General features: G+C 72.8%; 18 protein-coding genes. 5 read left to right on the top strand and 13 right to left on the bottom strand.

Features of this window, described 5'->3' with window-relative positions:
* Positions 1-344: 344 nt before the first annotated feature.
* From H305_RS44055 to lanKC, 3 genes are all read right to left on the bottom strand, one after another.
* The gene (locus tag H305_RS44055; RefSeq protein WP_051370309.1) at positions 345-2,120 is read right to left on the bottom strand and encodes an ATP-binding cassette domain-containing protein; all 1,776 of its coding nucleotides are present in this window, start codon (positions 2,118-2,120) and stop codon (positions 345-347) included.
* Between the two features lie 99 nt (positions 2,121-2,219).
* Positions 2,220-2,336 (bottom strand): SapB/AmfS family lanthipeptide, encoded by a 117-nt coding sequence (locus H305_RS0100085; protein WP_028798592.1) that lies wholly within the window; start codon positions 2,334-2,336, stop codon positions 2,220-2,222.
* 73 nt (positions 2,337-2,409) lie between these two features.
* The gene (lanKC, locus tag H305_RS0100080) at positions 2,410-5,175 is read right to left on the bottom strand and encodes a class III lanthionine synthetase LanKC (protein WP_028798591.1); all 2,766 of its coding nucleotides are present in this window, start codon (positions 5,173-5,175) and stop codon (positions 2,410-2,412) included.
* Positions 5,176-5,373: 198 nt separating this feature from the next.
* Here lanKC and H305_RS0100075 point away from each other — a divergent pair, with 198 nt between their 5' ends.
* Both H305_RS0100075 and H305_RS0100070 read left to right on the top strand, forming a co-directional pair.
* The gene (locus H305_RS0100075; protein ID WP_078628803.1) at positions 5,374-7,818 is read left to right on the top strand and encodes a SpoIIE family protein phosphatase; all 2,445 of its coding nucleotides are present in this window, start codon (positions 5,374-5,376) and stop codon (positions 7,816-7,818) included.
* Positions 7,819-7,985: 167 nt separating this feature from the next.
* Positions 7,986-8,504: a metallophosphoesterase family protein gene (locus H305_RS0100070; protein ID WP_028798589.1), complete on the top strand. Its 519-nt coding sequence runs from the start codon at positions 7,986-7,988 to the stop codon at positions 8,502-8,504.
* Between the two features lie 63 nt (positions 8,505-8,567).
* Here the strand turns inward: H305_RS0100070 and H305_RS0100065 are convergent, their stop codons facing one another.
* Genes H305_RS0100065 through H305_RS0100035 form a run of 7 tightly spaced genes read right to left on the bottom strand, consistent with a single transcriptional unit; the run spans position 8,568 to position 16,624 of the window.
* Positions 8,568-9,260 carry an SRPBCC family protein gene (locus H305_RS0100065; RefSeq protein WP_028798588.1) on the bottom strand — a complete coding sequence of 231 codons (693 nt, stop codon included), beginning with the start codon at positions 9,258-9,260 and terminating at the stop codon, positions 8,568-8,570.
* A gap of 45 nt (positions 9,261-9,305) precedes the next feature.
* Entirely contained in the window at positions 9,306-10,688 is a 1,383-nt protein-coding gene (locus H305_RS0100060) for an XdhC family protein (protein WP_028798587.1), read from the bottom strand.
* Between the two features lie 33 nt (positions 10,689-10,721).
* Positions 10,722-11,969: a vWA domain-containing protein gene (locus tag H305_RS44050; RefSeq protein ID WP_420707996.1), complete on the bottom strand. Its 1,248-nt coding sequence runs from the start codon at positions 11,967-11,969 to the stop codon at positions 10,722-10,724.
* Positions 11,970-11,975: 6 nt separating this feature from the next.
* Positions 11,976-12,866: an AAA family ATPase gene (locus H305_RS44045; protein WP_107439928.1), complete on the bottom strand. Its 891-nt coding sequence runs from the start codon at positions 12,864-12,866 to the stop codon at positions 11,976-11,978.
* A gap of 16 nt (positions 12,867-12,882) precedes the next feature.
* Positions 12,883-13,737 (bottom strand): FAD binding domain-containing protein, encoded by an 855-nt coding sequence (locus H305_RS0100045; RefSeq protein ID WP_028798586.1) that lies wholly within the window; start codon positions 13,735-13,737, stop codon positions 12,883-12,885.
* Positions 13,734-16,157 (bottom strand): xanthine dehydrogenase family protein molybdopterin-binding subunit, encoded by a 2,424-nt coding sequence (locus H305_RS44040; RefSeq protein ID WP_051370308.1) that lies wholly within the window; start codon positions 16,155-16,157, stop codon positions 13,734-13,736. The genes H305_RS0100045 and H305_RS44040 overlap by 4 nt, the downstream gene beginning before the upstream one ends.
* Positions 16,154-16,624, bottom strand: a complete 471-nt coding sequence (locus H305_RS0100035; protein ID WP_028798585.1) for a (2Fe-2S)-binding protein — start codon at positions 16,622-16,624, stop codon at positions 16,154-16,156. The genes H305_RS44040 and H305_RS0100035 overlap by 4 nt, the downstream gene beginning before the upstream one ends.
* A gap of 276 nt (positions 16,625-16,900) precedes the next feature.
* Between H305_RS0100035 and H305_RS0100030 the strand changes: the two genes are divergently transcribed.
* Complete coding sequence (locus H305_RS0100030) at positions 16,901-18,883, top strand: elongation factor G (RefSeq protein WP_028798584.1); 1,983 nt, start codon at positions 16,901-16,903, stop codon at positions 18,881-18,883.
* Between the two features lie 60 nt (positions 18,884-18,943).
* Here H305_RS0100030 and H305_RS0100025 read toward each other — a convergent pair whose 3' ends face one another.
* Positions 18,944-20,209: a YncE family protein gene (locus H305_RS0100025; RefSeq protein ID WP_028798583.1), complete on the bottom strand. Its 1,266-nt coding sequence runs from the start codon at positions 20,207-20,209 to the stop codon at positions 18,944-18,946.
* Between the two features lie 239 nt (positions 20,210-20,448).
* On the opposite strand from H305_RS0100025, the gene H305_RS0100020 reads away from it, so the two are divergent.
* Together H305_RS0100020 and H305_RS44035 are read left to right on the top strand one after the other, a co-directional pair.
* Positions 20,449-21,111 (top strand): TetR/AcrR family transcriptional regulator, encoded by a 663-nt coding sequence (locus H305_RS0100020; RefSeq protein ID WP_028798582.1) that lies wholly within the window; start codon positions 20,449-20,451, stop codon positions 21,109-21,111.
* Positions 21,112-21,316: 205 nt separating this feature from the next.
* Complete coding sequence (locus H305_RS44035; RefSeq protein ID WP_107439927.1) at positions 21,317-22,321, top strand: hypothetical protein; 1,005 nt, start codon at positions 21,317-21,319, stop codon at positions 22,319-22,321.
* Here the strand turns inward: H305_RS44035 and H305_RS0100010 are convergent.
* Together H305_RS0100010 and H305_RS44030 are read right to left on the bottom strand one after the other, a co-directional pair.
* Complete coding sequence (locus tag H305_RS0100010) at positions 22,318-22,668, bottom strand: hypothetical protein (RefSeq protein ID WP_107439936.1); 351 nt, start codon at positions 22,666-22,668, stop codon at positions 22,318-22,320. The two genes, H305_RS44035 and H305_RS0100010, sit on opposite strands and share 4 nt — an antisense overlap.
* Positions 22,669-22,673: 5 nt before the next feature.
* On the bottom strand, positions 22,674-23,615 hold a 942-nt coding region (locus H305_RS44030; protein WP_037761923.1), incomplete at its 5' end, for a cytochrome c oxidase subunit I.

Raw genomic sequence — 23,615 nt, 5'->3', positions numbered from 1 at the left:
CACCTGCTGGGTCAGCCCCGACAGCGCCGCGCCGTCCCCTTCCCGCACGCCCCGCCCCACGACGTTCCTTACGAGCCCGTCCCGGAGAGGTTCGACGAGCGCGGCGACGGCCCGGTACACCCGGCTCGTACCGTACGCCCCGGCCAGTACGGCGAGTGCGGCGAGTGCGAGCCAGCCGATCCCGACGTCCGAACGCCCCGCCAGGAACCCGTCGTCCAGGGCCCGTGCGGGCGCGTACCCCATGAGGAAGGTCTGTCCGGTCTCCACCACCGACCAGGCTGCCAGCCGCACGACCACGGGCCACCGGGCGCCCAGGAACCGCAGCCCGCGCCGGTAGTACGCGGTCACGGCCGCTCCTCCCCGTCCCGTGCCGCCGCGGACGCCCGGCGCGCGCCGCCGTCCCGGGGCCGTCCGGCGGCGAACAGGTCGCGGTATCCGTCCAGTCGCCACAGCCGCTCGTGCGGCCCGCACGCCCGGATCCGGCCACCGTCCAGCCACACCACCGCGTCGGCCCGCGCGGCCGTGGACACCCGGTGCGCGACGATCAGCCGGCTGCTCCCGGGAACGGGCCGGAACAGGACCTCGGCGATGTGGTGCTCGGTGACCGTGTCGAGGCTCGACAGGGCGTCGTCGAGGATCATCAGGCGGACGTCCTGGGCGAACGCCCGGGCCAGGCCGAGGCGTTGGGCCTCTCCGCCGGAGAGCGGGGCATCGGCGCAGGGGGTGGCGTACCCCTCCGGCAGCCGGCGCACGAAGGTGTCCGCGCGGGCCGTGCGGGCCGCCGCCACCACCCGGTCCCGCGACGGCGCGGAGAGGGCGAGGCCGATCGTGTCCGCAATGGTGTCACCGAGCAGGGCGGGGCGTTCGAAGGCGTGGCCGACCGTGCCGCGCAGTTCGTCCCGGGTCAGTTCGCGCAGGGGCACCCCGTCGAGCAGGACCTCGCCGTCGTCCGGATCGGCCAGCCGGCCCGCGAGCGCCGCGAGCAGCGACTTGCCGGACCCGGAGCGTCCGACCACGGCCAGCGTGGACCCGCCGGGGACGATCAGGTCGATCTCGTCGAGCACGACACGCCCGGCACGCCGGACGCTCACCCCGCGCAGCTCCAACCGGCCGTCCCCCGAGGGCAGTTCAATGCTTCCGTACGGGATCGGCGGCTCCTCCAGCAGCTCACCGAGCCGCCGCGCGGCCGCGCGCGCTCGCACCAGCCCGGACAACTGCCCGACCAGCACGCCCACTCCGGTGGCGAGGACCGCGTACCGGGACGCGGCGAGGACGTCACCGACCGACAGCCGGTGGCGTACGAGCAGGACACCGGCGACGGCCAGCACTGCGATCTGCAGGAGCGGGGCGACGGCGACCGCCTGTGCGGCGGCGCGCCCCTGGACCTGCCACATCCGGCGGCCCTCCCGGGCGAGTTCGGGCAGCGGGCGCAGGATCCGAGCCGTCTCCCGGCCGGCGGTGCCGCCGGCGGCGATCGTACGGAACCCGCCGAGCGCCTCGGCCAGACCCGCCGCGATCCGGCCCTGGGCCTCCTGGTAGCGCGCCACGCAGCGGGAGGAGTCGCGGGCGAAGGCGTGCAGGAGCAGCGTGAGCACCGGGGCTCCCGCGAGGAACACCGCGGCGAGCAGGGGGTCGACGAGCCACAGCGCCACGACGGCACCGAGGGGGGCGGCCAGTGCGGCCAGCAGCGCGGCGGCGGTGGCGGGCGCCGTCCCGGCGTGGGCGGCGTTGCCGACCAGGCGTGCCACGAGATCTCCCGGCCCGAACCGGCCCGCGGCCCGCGGTCCGACGGCCAGCACGTGCGCGGTGAGCAGTTTGCGCAGCCATGCGGTGCCGCGGGCGTTCGTGGTCGCCGCGAGGACCGTCTCGACGGCGTCGAGCAGGGCGAGCAGCAGGACGAGGGCGGCACACCCGAGTACCCACGGGGTGGCCCGGCCGCCGCCGGGTCCGGCGAGCAGGAGATCGACGGCCCGTCCCAGCGCGGCCGGCAGCAGCAGGCTCGCGGCCGCGGCGGCCGTGGTCGTGAGGAAGAGGGCCGTGCAGCGGGCTCGGTTCTGCCGGGCCGTCGCGCGCGGTAGCCGGGCCGGGGGAGTCGTGCGGATGTCGTCCGAAGTGGTCACGCGGCGGAGCCCCTCGCATTCCCGGCGCGGCGAAGGACCCCGGACGGCCCCGCCCCGCAGAGGGGAGAGCGCCGCCCGGGGCGTGCCCGCGCAGTGATGTCAGAGACAGAGCAGTACGCTCGCGGCGGAGATGCAGGAGAGCAGGCTCACCGTGCTCGCGCCGCCGCCGCCCGTGTGCTCGTCGGACTCCATCGTCTGCAGGTCGAGAAGTGCCATCTCGTGTCCTTTCCCTTGGTCGGGGACGGGGTGTCGGGCCACGGCTGCGCCACGTCGCGCAGCCGTGTGTGGTTCACGACTCCGTCGTGTCGCGGAGCCGCGTGCGGGGGCCGCCGTCGAGCGGCGGCAGGAACGGCAGTCCGCAGGAGACCTCGTCACCCAGGGCCGCGCCCAGTGCGAGCAGGCACCCTGCCGTTCCGGTGCCCAGGTCCATGGAGAGCCGCATCATCTGGTGTCCGGGGAAGGCCAGCCGGCCTCGGTACGCCATCGCGAACCAGCCGAGCCCGGCCACCTGTTCGGGGAGCCGCTCGGGGCGGGCCCCCGGAGCGTCGGTGCGACCGAGGTGCAGGATCATCCCGGCGCGGCCCTGGAAGAGACCCGGCTGCGCGTAGAACCGCGAGGTCGCTGCGGTCAGGACGGCGGCGCGCGCCCGCTCGAACTCCGGCGGCGCCCCGTCGGGCGCGAGCGCCGCGTAGTCGTCGAGGACCATCCCCAGCCCGGCGCTGCCGTCCCCGAGATAGGGGAGCGTGCGCCAGCCCTCGTCGACCTCGAGGCCACCGCCCTTCTGCACGACACAGCAGTCCAGGTCGACCCGCAGTGCCGCGGCGGCCGCGTCGAGGAGCCCGGGGTCGCCGGTCGACTCGTACCGCCGCAGCAGGAACAACGCGGGGCCGCTCGCGCCGCGCAGCAGTCCGGCGCGCCGACGGGGAGCGTCGGGCCGTGCCTCGGCGAGCCGTCCGACGAGCAGGTCCGCGGCCTCTGCGGCGTGCCGTCCCAGCTCCGGTTCGCCGGTCGTGCGGGCCAGATGGCCGAGGACCAGGCCGAGTCCGGCGAGTCCGCCGTGCAGGCCGGACGACAGGTTCTGCCATCGCTCCGCGAGGATCCGCTCGACGAGATCGAGCGCCCGCCGCCGGTGGCCGAGCTCCTCGAGGACGTACGCGACGCCCGCGAGCCCGTCGTACAGGCCGAGCGGTGTGCCGGCCGGCGGGGGATCGGTGCGGTCGAGCAGCCAGCGCTCGCCCGCCTCGTAGCGCCCGGCCCCTGTCACGGCCAGTGCGTACAGCACGCCCGCGGCCCCGTGCGCGAGTCCCAGCCCGCCGCCGTCGGAGAACTGTGCGATGTCCCCGGGGAAGAGCCGGTCGTCGCGCTCAGGAGTGGCCGACGCCAGGATCGCCGCGGCCATCGAGTCACGGCTGCGGGGCCAGTCGCCGGGGTCGGGGAGCGAGGAGACCGGTCCCCGGAGGGAAGCCGCGGACGCAGGCGCGCCCGCCCCTTGCTCCCCGGGGACCGGCGTGGACGGGCCGGCGTGGTCACCGCCGCTCCCGCCCGGCGAGCGCCGGCCACGATCGTCGTCCGTGATCTCGGAGAGGGCCTCCGCCGGGGCCCGGCGACCGCGACCGTCGCCCGTGATCTCGCGGACGGCCTCGGCCAGGAACTCCTCGGGCACGTCCGGGAACTGCCCGGCGATCACCTCCGCCAGATGGGCGGCCTTGTGACGGTCGACCACGAAGAGCGTGGTGACCGGCATGAACAGCGCGAGCCGCAGGCACGCCAGCGCGTACCGGTCGACGGCGGCGCCCGTCCGGTCCGGCGGAGCGAAGAAGCCCGGATGGGCGACCACCTGACGGCCGTTCTCCTCGACCGGCGCCGCGGCCTCGAAGTCGATCAGGCACACGGACTCATCGTCGGGCGCGACCATGATGTTGAAGACGTGCAGGTCGTTGAAGACGATCCCCCGCCCGTGCACCGCCTCGACGGCCTCCTCGACGGCGCGGTGGATGCGCAGCGCCCACGCGGTGTACGAGGCAACGGCCCCCGGGTCGGGTTCCGGGGTGAGCAGCGGGTGCCGCTCGGCGAAGTACGCGTTGAGGGGCCGCCCCTCGACAAAGTCCATGACGAGGAAGCGGTGGTCGCCCAGCGTGAACCAGTCCCGTACCTCCGGCACCACGCCCAGCCCGGACACCCGCTCCAGCGCGCACTTCTCCCGCTCCAGGCGGGCGATCGCGTCGGCGCCGTCCGCGGCGAGCCCGGCGTGCGGCCGGCCCTCCTTCAGGACGACCTTGCGCCCGTCACGGGTGTCAGTGCCGGCGTACACCCCGCCGCCGTTGGAGAAGTGCAGGGCCTTCTCGATGCGGTACGGCAGTTCGCCGACGGTCGTCGTGTTCCGGGCCGCCAGCTGCGGCTCCAGGAAGGCGGGCAGGGTCACCCACTCCGGTACCTGGAACGAGGGCTGCCGCCGGTCCGGCACGAGCCGTCCCCCGCCGTCGCGCACGGCGGGGACGAGCGTGCCGCGCTCGTCGACGACGAAGGAGCGCGCGAAGGCGCCGTACCGCACGTAGAGCGGCCCCTCGTTCCAGCGCAGATCGGTCAGGACGTACGGCCCCTCGAAGCCCTCCAGCAGGTCGCCGAGCTCGCGCAGCACCCGGTGGAGCTGGTCGTCGTCCGCCGGATAGACCGTCACGAACTTCCCGCTCGTGTCGCGGGCCGCGTACTTGGCGTTGCGCAGATGCAGCAGATGCGGACCCGGCACGAACTTGAAAGGGATCAGCCGGGGCACGCAGTAGTCCCACACGATCCGGGCGATCTTCTCCGCGTTGTCCCGAGTGGCCGAGACGTGGACCTTCCAGCCCTGGGCCGGCCCCGGCAGCGGAGCGCCGTCCCGGTCGACGGGCGTCAGCGTCAGCCAGTCGCCGATCCGCGCCGCGCGCCAGCCCTCCGGCACCTCGCGCATCGCCGTCCGGTACGAGGGAGGAGCGCTCCCGGCACCGCCGGCCATCCGGTCCGGAGTCTCGTAGAAGTGTCTGTCGGCCAGCGCGTAGACCTCGTACCGCTTGTCCATGCCATGTCCCCCTCGGCCCTGTGCGACCGAGCCTTCCAGCCGGCCGGGGACGCGGACAGTCACGCCTGTCACCACATCACCGTGCGGAACGCATGCGTCAAGACCTGTTCGAGCGCGTTCGATCATTCGGGTTCCCGTGCAGGCCCGACAGGCCCGGAACGGTCACAGGGGCTGCGCGAGCGCTCCGGAAGCGCTGTAATGACGGACGTGGTCAGTGAGGGCGCTACGGGACGCAGAACGCGAACGCCGCGTGCCGAACTTGCCCTCAAGACGCTCGCCGCCGGCCTGGACCCGCGGGAGCGGCTGCGCCGCGTCCTCGAACAGGCGCTCGTCTTCACCCCTGCGACCTTCGCCGCCGTCTACGCGCCCGGACCGGGCGGTGACGAACTGCACCTCGTCGAGTCCGCCGGAGTGCCCAGAACGCTGTACGGGCTGCGCGACCGCTATCCCCTGTCCGGCGGATCCCCCGCCGCCGAGGCACTGCGCTCGGGCCTGCCCCGTCTGCTCGGACCCGGGGAACTCGCCCGCTGCGCCGACGCCCCGCGGCTGCCGTCCCAGGACATCTCGCTCGCCGCACACCCCCTGCGGGACGGCGGCTGTCTGATCGCCGTCACCGAGGACCAGGACGGCTTCGGCGGCGAGGACCGCGACTGCCTGGGCCTGGTCGCGGACGCCGCCGTCTGTCCGCCGCCCGCCGAGGCCGAGGGCGCCGAGGAACTGCCGACCAGCCAGTTCGGCCTCTCCATGGACACCGGGCACGTCGAGGTCGACGACGACGTGCTGCACCTGTTCGGACTGGACCCCGCCGACTTCGACGGCAAGGTCGAGACGCTCCTGTCGATGACCGTGCCCGAGGACCTGCCCTCACTGATGTCCATGGTGGAGGCGGACCACATGTCCATCGGCGACCGGGAGCTGGAGTTCCGCATCCTCCAGCCCTCCGGCGGGCACAAGTGGCTCCGGATGCGCGCACGGCTGCTGCCCGCGGCCGAGGGCGGCTCCGCGCGCCTCGTCGGCACCGTCTCCGACGCCTCGAAACCGCGGGCCGGAGTCAACGACGTGACGCGCGTCCAGCGGCTCGCCGCCGCCCTGGCGACCGCCGGCACCGTCCGGGACGTCGGCAAGGCCGTGGTCGCGGCCCTGCGCAAACCCCTCCAGGCCGACCGGATCGCCCTCGCGGAGCTGGAGGGCGACCGCCTCGTCGTCACCGTCCTGGACCCGCCCGAGCCCGAGTACTGGCCCGAGCTGTGGCGCACCGAATGGCGCACGGAGTGGCCCGACGCGCCGGTCCGCGCGATGCCGACGCTCGCGACCGCCCTCAGCGAAGGCCGGCCCGCCGTCTGGCCCGCCGGGGCACCCCTGGAACCCGCGCTCGCCGAGGTCGGACCCGGCGGCCTCGCCGTGCTGCCGCTCCCCGCGGGCGGACGCATGGCCGGAGCCTGCCTCATCGGCTGGGACGCGCCGCACGAGTTCAGCCCCGAGGAGCGCGCCCTGCTCACCGCGTCCGCGGGCCTCGCCGGCCAGGCCCTGGTGCGCGCCCACGCCTTCGACGCCGAGCACGAACTGATCGGCATGCTCCAGCGCACCCTGCTCCCGCGCCGTCTGCCACGGCTGCCGGGCGCGGTCGCCGTCGCCCGCTACCTGCCGACCACGGCGGGCCTGGAGGTGGGCGGGGACTGGTACGACGTGATCCCGTTGCCCGACAACCACGTCGCCCTGGTCATCGGCGACGTCCAGGGGCACAACGCGTCCGCCGCGACCCTGATGGGACAGATGCGCACGGCCCTGCGCGCCTACGCCGTCGAGGGCCATCCCCCCGACGTCGTGGTCTCGCACGCCAACCGGCTCCTGATGGACCTGGAGACCGACCTCTTCGCCACCTGCTGCTACGTCGACGTCGACATGGAGGAAGGCTCCGCCTGGTACGTCCGCGCCGGGCACCTCCCGCCGGTGCTGCGTCACCCGGACGGCAGTACCGAGGTCCCCGAATCGGAGCCCGGGCCCCCGCTGGGCGTCGTCGCGCAGGCCGACTTCCCGATGAGCCCGCTGCGCTTCCAGCCCGGCACGATCGTGGCGCTGACCACGGACGGGCTCGTGGAGTCCGTCGAGATCGACATCGAGGACGGCCTCGACCGGCTCGCCAGGGGTCTCGCGGCGTCCGACCCCGGCCACCTCGGGCTCGTCGCCGACGGACTGCTGGCCCACGCCAACCGCAGCGACGACGTCGCCCTGCTCCTCATGCGGTACGACGGCATGGCCCGGCGCCCGCTCCGTGAGAGCTGGACCATCTGGCGTGTCCCCGAAGCGGTCCGGCACGCCCGCCGCTTCACCAAGCGGACGCTGCGGGCGTGGGGCGTCGACGACGAGGCCGACGCCGTGCTCCTCGTCGTCTCCGAACTCGTCACCAACGCGCTCGTCCACACAGGCGGGCAGGTCAGACTCGACCTCACCATGATCAACCACCGGTTGCGGATCGCCGTCGCCGACAATTCGCCACGGAGCCCCATCAAGCCCACCAGCATCGGCTGGGAGGCCACCGGAGGCCGCGGCATCCTCCTGGTCGAGGCGATGTCGGCGGCGTGGGGGACGATGCCGGTGAGCGGCGGCAAACTGGTGTGGAGCGAGATCCTGCTCGGCGAGTGACGGGCGGAGGGAATGCGCCTGCGGCTCAGCGGGTGGCCCGCGGACGGTGTGCGCCTGGTTGCCGGTGGGGACAGGTGGGGGGTGTGCGGTGGGTCCACCCCCGCATCCGGGTGCGGGGGCCCGCGGACGGTGTGCGCCTGCTTCCCCGTGGGTGACACCCTGGCTGCGTGCGCCTCCTGCTGATGTCCGACACCCACCTCCCGAAGCGGGCGAGACGACTTCCCTCCGCCATCCTGGCCGAACTCCCGCGCGCCGACGTCGTCGTGCACGCGGGCGACTGGGTGGACACCGCCACCCTGGACCTGCTGGAGGACCGCTCCCGCACCCTCATCGCCGTGTACGGCAACAACGACGGACCCGCCCTGCGCGCCCGCCTCCCCGAGGTCGCCCGCGCCGACCTGGGCGGACTCCGCCTCGGAGTGGTCCACGAGACGGGTGCCGCCAAGGGCCGTGAGCAGCGCTGCGCGGACCGCTTTCCCGGCCTCGACGTCCTGGTCTTCGGACACAGCCACATCCCGTGGGACACGACCGCCGCGACGGGTCTGCGCCTGCTCAACCCGGGCTCCCCGACCGACCGCCGCCGCCAGCCCGACTGCACGTACATGACCGCCACGGTCACGGACGGGCGTCTGTCCGAGGTGACCCTGCACCGGCTGCCGCCGCGCACGCCGGGCTCCGGGAGCTGAGCGACCGGGGAACCCGGGTGCGACCCGGCCGACGGCACCGCCCGGGGTGAGGGCGGCGACCGGTCAGCGGCGCCGCACGTGACGCCGTACGCGCAGGAGCACCAGGACCGCCACGACGGCCGCGGCGACGGGCGCGAGACGTTTGACGACCGGCACCCCCGCCGTGCCGAGCAGGTCGATCGGCTCCGCCTCCGGACGCGCCGTCACCGCCGGCCCGTCGAGCCGTCGGGCCTCGGCGGGCGCGGCGGCCCCGGATCCGGAGCCGGAGCCCCGCCCGGCCTCAGGGACCGCCGCCGGCAGCGGCGATCGCTCCGCACCGCCCAGCCGTCCTGCGAGACAGTCCGCGAACCGCCCCACCAGCCTGTCTCCCACCTCCGCCATCACGCCCCGCCCGAACTGCGCCGGCCTTCCCGTCACCGTCAGATCGGTACGGACGGACACGAGCGTGCCGTCCGCCCGTCCGTCGAGCGTGCCCGTGACCCGGGCCCGCGCCGTGCCCTGGCCGCGGACCTCCTTGCCGGTGGCGACCAGCACCAACCGGTGGGCCTTCGCGTCCTGTTCCTCGAAGACCGCGCTGCCCCGGTACGTCAGGGTGATCGGCCCGACCTTGACCTTCACCGAGCCGGTCACGCTCTTGCCGTCGTACTCCTCCACCGTCGTGCCCGGCATGCACGGGGCGACGCGCTCGATGTCGAGGAGCACGTGCCACGCCTCCTCGACCGGAACGGGGACTGTGAACTCGTGGTGCAGATCCATCATTTCCTCCTGGACCGCAATCGCGCGGAGCCCGCCGGGACCCGGCTACCTCGGATGAATCGCCCCGGCCGTCGCCGTGAGGGGCGTCCCGGTGCCGCCCCAGCGCAGCGCGACGATCTCCGCGGCGACGGACACGGCCACTTCCTCGGGCGTGCGCGCGCCGAGGTCGAGACCGACGGGTGAGCGCAGCCGGGCCAGTTCACGCTCGGTCAGGCCCGCCTCGGCCAGCCGTTCCATGCGTTCGTCGTGCGTACGACGGCTGCCCATCGCCCCGATGTACGCGGCCGGCCGGCGCAGGGCCTCCTCCAGCAGGGGCACGTCGAACTTCGGGTCGTGGGTGAGGACGCAGATCACGGTGCGTGCGTCGGTCGTCGTCCCGCCCAGATAGCGGTGCGGCCAGTCGACCACGACCTCGACCCCCGGCGGGAACCGCTTCGGCGTGGCGAAGACCGGGCGGGCGTCGCACACGGTGACGCGGTAGCCGAGGAAGTCGCCGATGCGGGCGACCGCCGCCGCGTAGTCGATCGCGCCGAAGACCAGCATGCGCGGCGGCGGCGCGAAGGAGTGGAGGAAGACGCTCACCGCGTCCTCGCGGCGCTCGCCGTGCGGGCCGTAGTGCCGCTGTCCGGTGGCGCCGAGGGCCAGTTCGCCCCGCGCGTCGGCGGTGACGGCGACGTTGAGGCCGGTCGTGCCGAGCGAGCCGGCCACCCCGCCGGCCCCTGCCGTCGCCGCGCCGGACCGCGTCGCCGCGCCCCCTCCCGGTACCGCTGCCGTGCCGGGCGTGACTGCCGCGCCTGGCCCGGACACGGTGCCGGCGCCCGCCGCCGTGTCCGGTCCCGCCGCACTGCCCGTGCCACGGCCCGCGCCCGAAGCCGTGTCCTGCGTCGTGCCCGAAGCCGTGTCCGTGTCCTGCGTCGTACTCGCCCGCGCACCCGAGTCCTGCGTCGCACCCACCCCCGTGCCCGAGGCCGGCGCCGGGCCCGGTTCGGGTTCGGTGTCCGGCCACACGGCGAGCGTGGCACCGCGCGGTGCCGGTCCGTCGATCACCGTCGCGACGGTCACGGGGCGGCCCGCGGCCACCGACTCGGCCACCGCCGCGAAGGCCGGGTCGTCGGCCGGCGACACCCGGCGTACGAGCACCGTGATCTCGCCGCCGCAGGTGAGCCCGACGGCGAACGCGTCCTCGTCGCTGTATCCGAAGGTCTCCAGCCGCGCCTCGCCCGACGCGACGACCTCACGCGCGAGTTCGAAGACCGCGCCCTCCACACAGCCGCCTGACACGCTGCCGACGACCTCGTCGCCCGGACCGACCGCCATGGCCGCGCCGGGATCGCGGGGCGCGCTCCGGCTGACCGCGACCACCGTGGCGAGTCCGAAGGGGGACCCGGCCGCGTACCACTCGTGCAGCGCCGGGAGGATCTCACGCATCGTGCGCTCCCTCCATCGTGGGACACGTCTCCCTCAAGGGTCCGCTCCTCTCACCACCGCCGCCAGACGCTCCAGCGCGGACAGGCTGTGCCCCTCGACGAACGCGTCCACGCTCGGCAGCGCGGCCGCCATCCCGGCGGCCAGGGGTGCGTAACCGGGGCGGGCCTTGCGCGGATTGGCCCAGATCACCCGGTGCGCGAGCCGGTGCAAGCGTCGCATCTGCCCCGCGAGCAGGGCCGGATCGCCACGCTCCCAGCCGTCCGAGAGCAGCACCACCACCGCCCCGCGCGCCATGCCGCGGCCGCCCCAGCGATCGAGGAAGCCCCGCAGCAGTTCGCCGAGCCGGGTGCCGCCGCGCCAGTCGGGCACGGCCGCCGCCAGGGCCGCCATCGCCGTGTCGGGATCGCGGTGCCCGAGTTCCCGCGTCACCCGGGTCAGCCGGGTGCCGATCGTGAACACCTCCGTGCGGGTGCCGCGCGAGGCGGCGTGCGCGAACCTCAGCAGCGCGTCCGCGTACGGGCCCATCGAACCGCTGACGTCCACGAGCAGGACGATCCGCCGCGGGCGCTCCACCTGGGTGTGCCGCAGCAGCCGGGCGGGTTCGCCGCCGCGCCGCAGCAGCTCCCGGACCGTGCGCCGCGGGTCCACGTCGCCGCGCCGCGACGGGTTCCGCCGGGCGGAGCGCCGCGTCTCGCCGCGCGGCCGGAACTCGGCCAGCAGCCTGCGCAGTTGCTCCCGCTCGGCCGCCGTCAGCAGGGCGATGTCACGATGGCGCAGTACGTCGGCCGGGTCGGCCCGCACGGGTGTGGGCACGGTGGCGTCCGGGCCGGCCCGCGTCGCCCCGCGCGGCAGGGCCCCGGGGGCCCGGACGACCCCCCGTCGCCGGGGCGGCGGAACGGGGCGCGGCGGCGGGCCGCTCGTGTCCCGCTCGGCGAAGTAGGCGGCGAAGACCCGGTCGTAGCGCTCCAGGTCGTCCCGGCTTCCGCACAGGGTGAGCCGCCCGGCCCAGTACACGTCGAACCGTCCGGCCGGGTCGAGGAGGGCGAGCGCGCCGAGCAGGGCCTGCACACGGTCGGGTCCCGCGTCCACCCGGGCCGCGCGCAGGGCCCGTGCGAAGCCCACGAGCACCGCGGTGGCGTCGGCACCGCCGGCCGGTGCGCCCGGTGGCGGGGCACCGGCGCCGCCTCCGGGAGCGTACGGACGCCGTGTACCGGCACCGCCGCCCGGCACGGCCTGCCGTCGGGTCCCGGCGCGGCCGGCGCGCGGTTCGGTGCCGTCCACGCCGTCTCACCCCTCCCGTGCCGCGAGGATCGCCGAGAGGTCCAGTCCCCGGGCCCGGTCCGCGTCCTCGCGGTACTTGAGGGCGGAGCCCAGCGTGACGACGGCCAGTTCGGCGTCCACCTCGGTCGCCCCGAGTGCGTGCAGCGCCCGTGCCCAGTCGATCGTCTCCGCGACCCCGGGCGGTTTGAGGAGGTCCTCCGCGCGCAGTGCCTGCACCAGCGCGGTGACCTGCTCGGCGAGCCGGTCGGTGACCTCCGGCAGTCTCCTCCTGACGATGGAGAGTTCGCGGGCGAACCCGGGATGGTCGAACCAGTGGTACAGGCACCGTCGTTTCAGGGCGTCGTGCACCTCACGGGTGCGGTTGGAGGTCAGGACCACGACGGGCGGCGACTCGGCGCGCAGCGTGCCCAGTTCGGGGATGGTGACCGTGTACTCGGACAGCAGCTCCAGCAGGAACGCCTCGAACTCGTCGTCCGCGCGGTCGACTTCGTCGACGAGCAGCACGGACGGCTGTGTCTCCAGGGCCCGCAGGAGGGGCCGTGCGACGAGGAACCGCCGGTCGTACAGCTCGGCTTCGAGCCGGTCCGCGTCCGTGACGCCGGCCGTCTCGGCGGCCCGCAGATGGAGGAGCTGGCGCGGGAAGTCCCAGTCGTACAGCGCCTGGGACGCGTCGATGCCCTCGTAGCACTGGAGCCGGATCAGCGGGGCGCCGGTCGCCTCGGCGAGGGCGGACGCGAGCGCGGTCTTGCCCACGCCCGCGTCGCCCTCGCAGAACAGCGGCCGGTGCAGCCGCAGTGCCAGGAAGCAGGCCACGGCCAGCCCGTCGTCGACGAGGTAGCCCGTCTTCTCCAGGCGGGCCCGCACCTCGTCCGGACCGCTGGGGCCGTCCGTGCTCATGGCGGCGATGGGCTCCTCACCCCATCCCGGCGGCGGCGAGCACCGCGCGCCGGGTGAGTACCCGGGCGAGGTGCGCACGGTACTCGGGCGACGCCGACGGGTCGGACGAGGGACGGGTTCCGTCCGCCGCCGTCTCGGCCGCCCGACGCACCGCACCCACCGCGGTGGCGCCCTCCAGGGCCTCCTCGGCGGCCTCGGCGCGCAGGGGCGTCGAGCCCATGTTGGTGAGGCCGATCCGCGCCTCGGCGATCCGTCCGTTGTCGCGTCGCACGAGTGCGGCCACCCCGACGACCGCCCACGCCTGTGCGACGCGCTGGAACTTCTCGTAGTGGAAACCCCAGCCGTCGCGGGCCGGGATCTCCACCTGCACCAGTAGTTCGTCGGGCCGCAGCGCGGTCTGGAGGTAGTCGACGAAGAACTCGCGGGCCGGGATGGACCGCCGTCCGCCCGGTCCCACGGCGACGAGGGTCGCGCCAAGCGCGAGGATCACGGCGGGCAGGTCGCCGGCCGGGTCGGCGTGCGCGAGGGACCCCCCGAGCGTGCCGCGATGGCGTACGGCCGGGTCCGCGACGGTGGCGGTGGCCGCGGCGAGCAGCCCGGCGTGCCGGCGCACCCGCGGGTCGCGGACGACGTCGTGGTGGGTGGTCATCGCTCCGATGACCAGGGTCCCTTCGTCCTCGCGGATCCCGCGCAGTTCCGGTATCCGCCCCACGTCGACGACGAGTTCGGGGAACGCCAGCCGCAGGCGCAGCAGTGGCAGCAGGCTCTGCCCGCCGGCCAGCACCTTCGCGTCCTCGCCCGCGTCGGCGAGCGTGCGCACCGCTTCGTCGACGCTCGTGGGCCTCGTGTACTCGAATGCCGGGGGAATCATGCCGACGCCTCCTTCGCGGACTCCGCGGACGCTGTGGGGCCGCCGGAGGAGTGCCCGTCGGACCGCGCGGCGCGGAGGGCGTCCCAGACCCGCTGCGGGGTGCAGGGCATCGCCACCTCGCTCACCCCGAGCGGACGCAGCGCGTCCACGATCGCGTTGACGACGGCGGGCGTCGAGGCGATGGTTCCCGCCTCGCCGACGCCCTTGGCGCCCAGGGGGTTGGAGGTCGCGGGCGTCTCCGTCCGGTCCGTCACGAAGGCGGGCAGATCGGGCGCGGAGGGCACCAGGTAGTCGGCCATCGTGCCGGAGACGAGGTTGCCCTCGTCGTCGTAGACGGCCTCCTCGTACAGGGCCTGCGCGATGCCCTGCGCGATCCCTCCGTGCACCTGACCTTCGACGATCATCGGGTTGACGACCCTGCCGACGTCGTCGACGCTGACGTACGAGCGGATGGTGGTCCGCCCGGTCTCGGTGTCGACCTCGACGGCGCACAGGTGCGTGCCGTGCGGGTAGGAGAAGTTGTCCGGGTCCACGAGGTGCTCGGCGTTGATGGTGGGTTCCATGCCGTCGGGCAGGTCGTGCGAGGAGAACGTCTCGAAGGCGATCTCCTGGATGGACCTGCGCGCCTCGGGCGATCCCTTCACCGAGAACACGCCGTGCGCGAAATCGAGGTCGTCCTCGCTCGCTTCGAGGAGGTGCGCGGCCACCTTCCGTGCCTTCTCCACCACCTTCTCGGCGGCGTGGTGGACGGCGGCCCCGCCCACCACGAGCGAGCGCGAGCCGTAGGTGTCCATGCCCTGCGGAGCCGCCTTGGTGTCGCCGTGCACCACCTCGACGTCCTCGAAGGGGACCCCCAGCACGTCGGAGGCGATCTGGCTCCAGCAGGTCACGTGCCCCTGCCCGTGCGGGCTGGTGCCGGTGACCACCTCGACCTTGCCGGTCGGCAGCATGCGGATGCTCGCCGCCTCCCAGCCCCCGGCCGCGTACCGCAGATCGCGGAGCACCCGGCTCGGCGCGAGCCCGCACATCTCGGTGTAGGTGGACACTCCGATGCCCAGACGCACCGTTTCGCCGCTCTCGTTGCGCTTGTGCTGCTCGGCGCGCAGTTCGTCGTACCCGAAGAGTGCGAGCGCCTTGTCCGTGGCCGCTTCGTAGTTGCCGCTGTCGTACGTCAGCCCCGCGATCGCCGTGTAGGGGAACTCCTCGTGGCCGATCCAGTTGCGGCGCCGCAACTCGACGGGGTCCAGGCCGAGTTCCACGGCCAGTTCGTCCATGATCCGTTCGATGGCGTACGTCGCTTCGGGGCGTCCCGCGCCACGGTAGGCGTCCGTCGGCGTGCGGGTGGTGAACACGCCGGTGCACGTGAAGTCGTAGGCGTCCATCTTGTAGATGGCGGGGTACATGAACGCGCCGAGGATCGGGATGCCCGGGGTGACGAGCATCAGGTAGGCGCCCATGTCGGCGAGCAGGTCGACCTTGAGGCCGAGCAGCCTGCCCTCCCGGGTGGCGGCGATCTCCACGTCCTGGATCATGCCGCGGCCGTGGTGGGTCGCGAGATAGCCCTCGGACCGCGACTCGGTCCACTTCACCGGCCGTCCCAGGCGACGGGCGACGGCGAGGGCGAGGGCCTCCTCGCCGTACACCTGGAGTTTGGAGCCGAAGCCGCCGCCCACGTCCGGAGCGATCACGCGCAGCTTGTGCTCGGGGACCCCGGTGACCGTGGCCAGCATGATCCGCAGGATGTGCGGGATCTGGGTGGCGGAGTGGACGGTGTACTCGCCGGACGCGGCGAGCGGTGTGACGACGACCGACCGCGGCTCCATCGCGTTGGGGATGAGCCGCTGCTGCACGTAGCGCCGGCGCAGGACGACGTCGGCGCGGTGCCGCACCGCGGGGTACTCCTCGCCGGTGGCCAGCGGCCACACGTAGCAGCGGTTGGTGCCCTTGTCGGAGTGGACCAGCGGCGCGTCCTCGGCGAGCGCCGCCTCCAGGTCGAGGACGGGCGGCAGTTGCTCGTAGTCGACCTCGACGGCCTCCAGCGCGTCGGCGGCGGCGTACCGGTCCCGGGCCACGACGACCGCCACCGGGTCACCGGCGTAGCGGACCTCGTCGACCGCGATCGGCGGGTGGTCGGGCAGCACCATGTCCTCGGTGACGGGCCAGGCGCAGGGCAGCGAGCCGAGACCCGCGGCGAGGTCGCGGCCGCTGAACGCGGCGACGACGCCGGGCTGTTCGAGCGCGGGCGAGACATCGATCCGCCCGATGCGGGCGTGCGCCATCGGGCTGCGCAGGATCGCCAGGTGCAGCAGCCCGTGGACGTCGATGTTGTCGGTCCAGGTGGTCTGGCCGGTGACGAGGTGGGCGTCCTCCTTGCGCGGCCGGGACCGTCCGACCTCGCGTTCGGTGACCTGGTCGCTCATGTCGTGGCCTCCTGTCCGGAGGCGGCGAGGACCGCGCGCACGATGTTCTGGTACCCGGTGCACCGGCAGAGGTTGCCCTCCAGGGCCTCCCGCACCTCCTGCGGGTCCGGCGCCGGGTTCTCGCGCAGGAGATCGCGGGCGGCCATGATCATCCCCGGGGTACAGTAGCCGCACTGGAGCGCGTGCCGCTCGTGGAACGCCTTCTGCAGCGGATGCCACTCCCCGTCCCGGGCCAGGCCCTGGACGGTGGTCACCTCGCCCGAGTCGGCCTGGACCGCGAGCACGGAGCAGCTCTTGACCGTCTCCCCGTCGAGGTCCACCGTGCAGGCCCCGCAGTTGGAGGTGTCGCAGCCGACCGGAGTGCCGGTCAGGCCCAGCCGGTCACGCAGATAGTGGATCAGCAGGAGACGGGGTTCCACGTCGTCCTCGTACGTCGTGCCGTCCACCTTCACCGAGATACGGGTCATGTGCCCTCCCAGGGAACCGTGCGAGGGAATGGGTGCAGGGCGGCGGCCGCCCGAGCGGGCATCGGCCGCCGACGTGATGGGCGTCACTCTAGGACCGTGTTCCGGGTCGGGGGAGTGCCGCGGCAGGCATTTGTTGAGCGTTAATCCGTTGCCGTCGCAACCGGCCGCCTGCTGCACTGCCGGGGACACGTCCACCGGATCGAGGAGCAGCAATGCGCACACCGTTCATGTCCGCCCAGGAAGGAACCACTCCCATTTCGAAGGACATGACACCCGGTGCACTTGCTGAACCTGGGAATTCTGGCGCACGTAGACGCCGGTAAGACGAGCCTGACCGAGCGGCTGCTGCACTCGGTCGGAGTCATCGACGAGATCGGCAGCGTCGACGACGGCAGTACCCAGACCGATTCCCTCGCGCTGGAGCGACAGCGCGGCATCACCATCAAATCCGCCGTCGTCTCCTTCGTGATCGACGACGTCACCGTCAATCTCATCGACACCCCCGGTCACCCGGACTTCATCGCCGAGGTGGAGCGGGTGCTCGGCGTTCTCGACGGCGCCGTCCTCGTCGTCTCGGCGGTGGAGGGCGTCCAGGCGCAGACCCGTGTCCTGATGCGGACGCTGCGGCGGTTGCGCATCCCGACGCTGATCCTCGTGAACAAGGTCGACCGGAGCGGCGCACGGTGCGCGCACGTCCTGGAGCAGATCGCCGAGCGGCTCACACCGGCGATCGTCCCGATGGGCGAGGCCGTCGCCCCGGGCACGCGCGCGGCCCGCTTCACCCCGTTCGACGACGACCGGCTGCGCACCCCGCTGCTCGACCTGCTGGCGCGGCACGACGACGAACTGCTCGCGGCCTATGTCGAGGGCGACGTCACGGCAGGCCGGCTGCGCGCCGAGCTCGTTCGGCAGACCGGGCGGGCCCAGGTCCACCCGGTGTTCTTCGGCTCGGCCGTGACGGGCGCGGGCATCGGCGAACTGATCGGTGGGATCAAGGAGTTGCTTCCCGCCGCCGAAGCCGACGGCGGGGGCCCGGTCTCGGGCACCGTCTTCAAGGTCGAACGGGGACCGGCCGGGGAGAAGATCGCGTACGCGCGGATGTTCTCCGGGACGCTGCGCACCCGCGACCGGCTGACCATCGGCGGCGGCGAGGAGGCGAAGGTCACCGCCATCAGCGTCTTCGACCGCGGGACCGCCGTCCGTGAGGACGCCGTGGCAGCCGGCCGGATCGGCAAACTGTGGGGGCTCGGTGGCGTCCGGATCGGCGACGCCATCGGTGCGCCGCGCACGACGGCGGCCGGACACCACTTCTCGCCGCCGACGCTCGAGACCGTCGTCGTCCCGGCGAGCCCGGCAGACCGCGGCGCACTCCATCTCGCCCTCACCCAGCTGGCCGAACAGGACCCGCTGATCGACGTGCGGCACGACGAGGTGCGATCAGAGGTCTCCGTGTCGCTCTACGGGGAGGTGCAGAAAGAGGTCGTCCAGGCCACGCTGGCCGACGAGTTCGGTCTCGACGTCACGTTCCGTGAGACCACGCCGCTGTGCATCGAACGGCCCGTGGGCTCGGGCACGGCGGTCGAGTTCAACAAGAAGGACCCCAATCCGTTCCTCGCGACCGTCGGACTGCGCATCGACGCCGCGCCGGTCGGTTCCGGCGTCTCCTTCGGCCTGGAGGTCGAACTCGGCGCCATGCCCTACGCGTTCTTCAAGGCGGTCGAGGACACCGTCCGCGAGACGCTGGGGCAGGGACTGCACGGCTGGGAGGTCACCGACTGCACGGTGACCATGACGCACTGCGGCTACTCGCCCCGGCAGAGCCACGCCCACCAGGGCTTCGACAAGAGCATGTCCAGCACGGGTGCCGACTTTCGCGGGGTGACCCCGCTGGTGCTGATGAACGCGCTGCGCCGGGCCGGCAGTCAGGTGTACGAGCCGATGCACCGGTTCGTCCTGGAGGTCCCGGCGGACACGCTCGCGGCGGTGCTGCCCCTGTTGGCGAACGGGCGTGCCGTCCCGCGGACCACGGAGGTTCGCGGGACGGCCTGCGTCCTGGAGGGCGTCGTCCCGGCCGCCCGGGTGCATGGACTGGAGCAGCAACTGCCGGGGCTGACACGGGGCGAGGGCGAGCTGGAATCGGCCTTCGACCATTACGCGCCCGTCGCCCGCGGCGCGGTCCCGGACCGGCCGCGCACCGACCTCAACCCGCTGGACCGGAAGGAGTACCTGCTGAACCTGACGCGCCGGGTCGGTGGATGAGATGTGCGGGGCACGGCCGGCGACGGGGCCGGCCGCGCCCGTCCCGGGTCGGCGCAACGGTCAACCGGCCGACGGCCCCGTCCAGTTCGCCTCCACATGGCCGAGGCGCACGCGCTGCGGGTGGTCGCCGACCGCTACCGACAGCCTCTTCTGCCCGGTGGCGAAGTCGATGGCGGTGACCTGGTCGGCACCGCTCTCGGAGATGACGCAGTCCTTGCCGTCGCCGCTGACGGTCGCCCAGTACGGCTTGGACGCGGTGACGAGCGGGCCCTCCTGGAGGGTGTCGCGGTCGACGACGGTGGTGTAGTCGTCCATCGTGCCCGCGACGCACAGCTTGGTGCCGGAGGGGTTCATCGAGATTCCGTGGTGGCGGGAGTCGTTCACCCAGGTCGTACGGTCGGTGCTGGTGGCGGGGTTCTTCGGGAGGGTCTTCACGCGGGTGATCCGGTCGGAGGCGACGTCGTACTCCAGGAAGCCGTTGAAGAACGACACCTGGAAGTAGAGCTTGGACTCGTCGGGCGAGAAGACGGCGGGGCGGACCGCGTCCGAGTAGTCCTTGAGTCCGACCGCGTCGAGCCGCTCGCGCATGTCGATCACCTTGACCTGCCGGAACGTGGTCGCGTCGACGACGGTGATGCGCCGGTCGCCCTTCGTCCAGTCCAGCCACGGGTCGTCGAGAGCGGTGTTGACGTCACCGATGGCCATGTTCCAGATGTACTTGCCGTCGCGCGTGAAGATGTTCTCGTGCGGCTTGTCCCCGGTGGCGAAGGAGCCGAGCTGTCTGCCGGTGGTGATGTCGAGGACGTGCACGGTGTTCGCGGTCGACGCCGAGACCGCCACGCGCGTGCCGTCGGGGGAGACGGCCATGTGGTCGGAGCGGTAACCGGCCACCGGGAAGCGCCAGTTGATGCGGCCGCTGGCCAGGTCGATCGAGACGACGTCGGCGAAGCTCGGGCGGGAGACCACCACGGACCTGCCGTCGGGCGTCGAGTACATGTCGTCGACGAACTGGTCGTGGCCCTCGCCGACGCCGTTGCGGATGGCCATGAAGTAGATCCACTTGATGGGGTCGGCGTTGATCGCCGCGAGCCGCTCGGCCTTGTCCGGGATGACATCCACACGGCCGATCCTCGCGAAGTCGCCGGTGGAGCGGATGACGTCGGCGGTGCCGTCCCAGTTGTTGCCGACGAACATCACCTCACGCAGGTCGGCGGTCGACGCCTGTGCCGAGTCCGCGCCGGCGGCGGTCGCCGTGCCGCCGAGCGTGAAGGTGAGCGTGAGGGCGGCGGCCAGAGAACAGAGGTGTCCGGGTCTGAGGACAGACATGGGTGGGTCCTTGTCGTTGTGGGGAGTGCTGGTGGCTTGGGCATGACAAGGGAAAATCTGAACACGCCCGCGTTCAGAATCGACTTACTGGAAAGTAAGGAGGGGGTGGCTCTCTCCACAAGGGTCCGTACACGACAAAATCGTCAAGAGTGAACGACGCGTCGGCACAGGGGAGCACCCGGGCGCCGGAGGGCGGGGACGCTGGAGCGGTGAGGGCCGGAGCGCTGGGGGAGGCGGGCATGACGGGCAGGCTCAGACAGCCGACCGGCCGCTACGGGGGCAGGACCGCCGCGGAGCGGCAGGCCGAGCGGCGCCGCCGCTTCATGGACGCCGCGCTTCAGCTGTTCGGCGACAGCCCCGGCTTCCGGTCCACCACCGTCGCCGCGCTGAGCGAGGCGGCGGGACTGTCCACGCGCCAGTTCTACGAGGAGTTCCGCACTCTGGAGGACGTGCTGGCGGCCCTGCATCTTCAGGTCAACGACTGGGCGGAGGAAGCGGCGCTGGCCGCACTGGCCGACGCCCGGGACCTGCCGCTCCCCGAGCGGGCCACCGCGATCTTCCGCGCGTACGCGGCGAACGTGACGGGCGACCCGCGCCGCATCCGCATCACCTTCGTCGAGATCATCGGTGTGAGTCCGCGGCTGGAGGAGCAGCGGCTGGCCCGCCGGGCCCGCTGGGTGGACTTCATCTGTGCGGAGGCCGCCACTGCCGCGGCGGGCGGGGAGGCGGCCGCGCGGGACTACCGCATCGCCGCCACCGCCTTCATCGGAAGTGTCAACGGCCTGCTCCACGACTGGCGCGCGGGCTGGGTGGACGCCACGCTCGACGAGGTGGTCGAGGAACTGGTCCGACAGCTCCTCGCCATCCTGCGTCCGGCGGGCTGGCCGCCGACCGAGGACTAGGGGGATTCGTCTGGAGCGGGTCGGATCAGGCCGCGGCGCGCGACACACGCCGAACGGGAGGGCCTCGGCGGGGCCCGCCGGCCGGGTCCGGTCGGCCCATCGCATGATGAATTGATTCGGCCATGGCGCAAAATCGCTCTAGCTCCCCTGTGAACCGGGTGATCGAATCGGTCCTCGATTGAACAGAGTGGTGGGGTGGGTTTGCGTGACTGCGGTGTCGTACGTGGATGTGCATCGGCAGATGGCCGCGGAGATCGAGGCGGAGCGGGAGGCCGCGCTCGGGCTGCTCGGCCCGTCTGCCCCGTCCGTCCGGGCCGTCGTGGCCGCGCTCCTGCGGCACCGCACCTTCAAGTACCCCCTGTCGGTGCTGCCGCTGATCGTCCACGCCGCCGAGACCGGCGTGCTGGAACCGGCCCTTCCGCTGGCCGTCGTCCATGACCTGTGGTGGACCTCGGCCTGCTGCCTCGACGACCTCGCCGATGGTCAGGGAACCTTCGCCGTCGGCGACCTCGAAGAGAGCGACGCGCTGCTCGCCACCGTGATCGGCGGAACTCCGCTGCCTCTGCTCGTCGTCCAGTCGGAGCGGATCCCGGAGCAGGTGCGCGGCGCCCTGTCGGCGGAGGTCGTGCGGTGCTGGATCGGCGCGAGTGAGGGTCAGTTGAGAGACCTTCACGGAGACGCGGCCACCGCCACCCGTGCCTCGGTGGCCGCGGCGTACCTGGGGAAGTCCGGCGCCCCGTACAGCATGATCACCACCATGGCCGCGGAGCTGGCCGGCGCCCCGAAGCCGCGTGTGGAGCTGTGGCGCGAATTCGGCGACGTGTTCGGGATCCTCTGGCAGATCTTCAACGACCAGGAGGACATCCTGTCCGGTCGCGACGAAGACCTCCTGAACGGCACCGTGACCTATCTGCTCGCCTGCGCGCTGGAAGAGACCGCCCCGCACTCCACCGCCCGCGTCCTCGCGTTGCACACCGCCGCGCGGAAGTCGCCGCAGGCCCGGACGGAACTGACCGACGTGCTGCTCGCGCCCGCCGTGCTGCGGCGCTTCGCGCAGGACATCGACGAGTTCCGTCACCGGGCCCACCGCGTTCTGGACGAACTCGAAGGCGACCAGGCCTTCGTGCCCGTCCTGCGCGACCTCGTGGACCGGTCGTCCGTCATGCATCTCCAGCCACGTGCCGTCACCGAGACCGCGATGGCGCTCTAGCCCCTCGCCACCGTCAGCAGCACGACGGCCGGCGACACCAGGGCGAGGGCCGTGCAGATCAGGACACCGGCGCACCAGCGCCGCCGCAGCCGGCGGTACCTGTCCTCGTACTCGGCCCGCAGCTCGCCACCGCGTCGCGCGACGTGCTGCCAGCAGCGCCGGGCGAGGACCAGGTGCTCCGCCGCGTAGCGCTCCTGCACCTCCGCCCGCTGGGTGTCCGACAGCCAGGGCAGCGACCGGGCGAAACGCTCCGCCGCGGCGCGCCCCTCGGCACGGGCGGCCTCGACGAGCAGATGGCCTTCGAGCTCGCGTATCAGCGGCGACACGTCGAGCGGCCGGTCGTCCATCGCGGTCACCGGAGTTCCCTACCGGTGGACGGCACAGGTGTGTCCACCGCCGCGGTGCCGGGATGGTGCAGGTCGAACGCCGGGGATTCGGAGCGGATCCGCGGCAGGGTGAGGAAGTTGTGCCGCGGTGGCGGGCAGGACGTCGCCCACTCCAGCGAGCGGCCGTAGCCCCACGGGTCGTCGACGCCGACCGGCTTGCCGTACCTGGCGGTCTTCCAGACGTTGTAGAAGAACGGCAGGAACGAGAGTCCGAGAAGGAACGACGAGATGGTCGACACCGTGTTCAGGGCCGTGAGCCCTTCCACCGCCAGATAGTCGGGGATCCGGCGCTGCATGCCATTGGCACCCAGCCAGTGCTGCACCAGGAACGTGCCGTGGAAGCCGGCGAACAACGTCCAGAAGGTGATCTTTCCGAGCCGCTCGTCGAGCATCTTCCCCGTGAACTTCGGCCACCAGAAATGGAAACCGGAGAACATCGCGAAGACGACCGTCCCGAAGATCACGTAGTGGAAGTGGGCGACCACGAAATACGAGTCGGACAGGGGGAAGTCCACCGGCGGCGAGGCGAGCATCACGCCGGTCAGACCGCCGAAGACGAACGTGACGAGGAAACCGGTCGCCCACAGCATCGGTGTCTCGAAGGACAAGGAGCCCTGCCACATCGTTCCGATCCAGTTGAAGAACTTCACACCCGTCGGAACGGCGATGAGGAACGTCATGAAGGAGAAGAACGGGAGCAGCACACCGCCGGTGACGTACATGTGGTGGGCCCACACCGTCACCGACAGACCGGCGATCGCGATGGTGGCGCCGATCAGGCCCATGTAACCGAACATCGGCTTGCGCGAGAAGACCGGGATGACCTCGGAGATGATGCCGAAGAACGGCAGCGCGATGATGTACACCTCTGGATGCCCGAAGAACCAGAAGAGGTGCTGCCACAGCAG

The organism is Streptomyces sp. 142MFCol3.1 (assembly GCF_000424945.1).
In the GTDB taxonomy this organism is placed as follows: Bacteria; Actinomycetota; Actinomycetes; order Streptomycetales; family Streptomycetaceae; genus Streptomyces; species Streptomyces siamensis.
The sequence above is the reverse complement of the archived record's forward strand: the minus strand, read 5'-3'. Positions and strand labels throughout refer to the sequence as shown.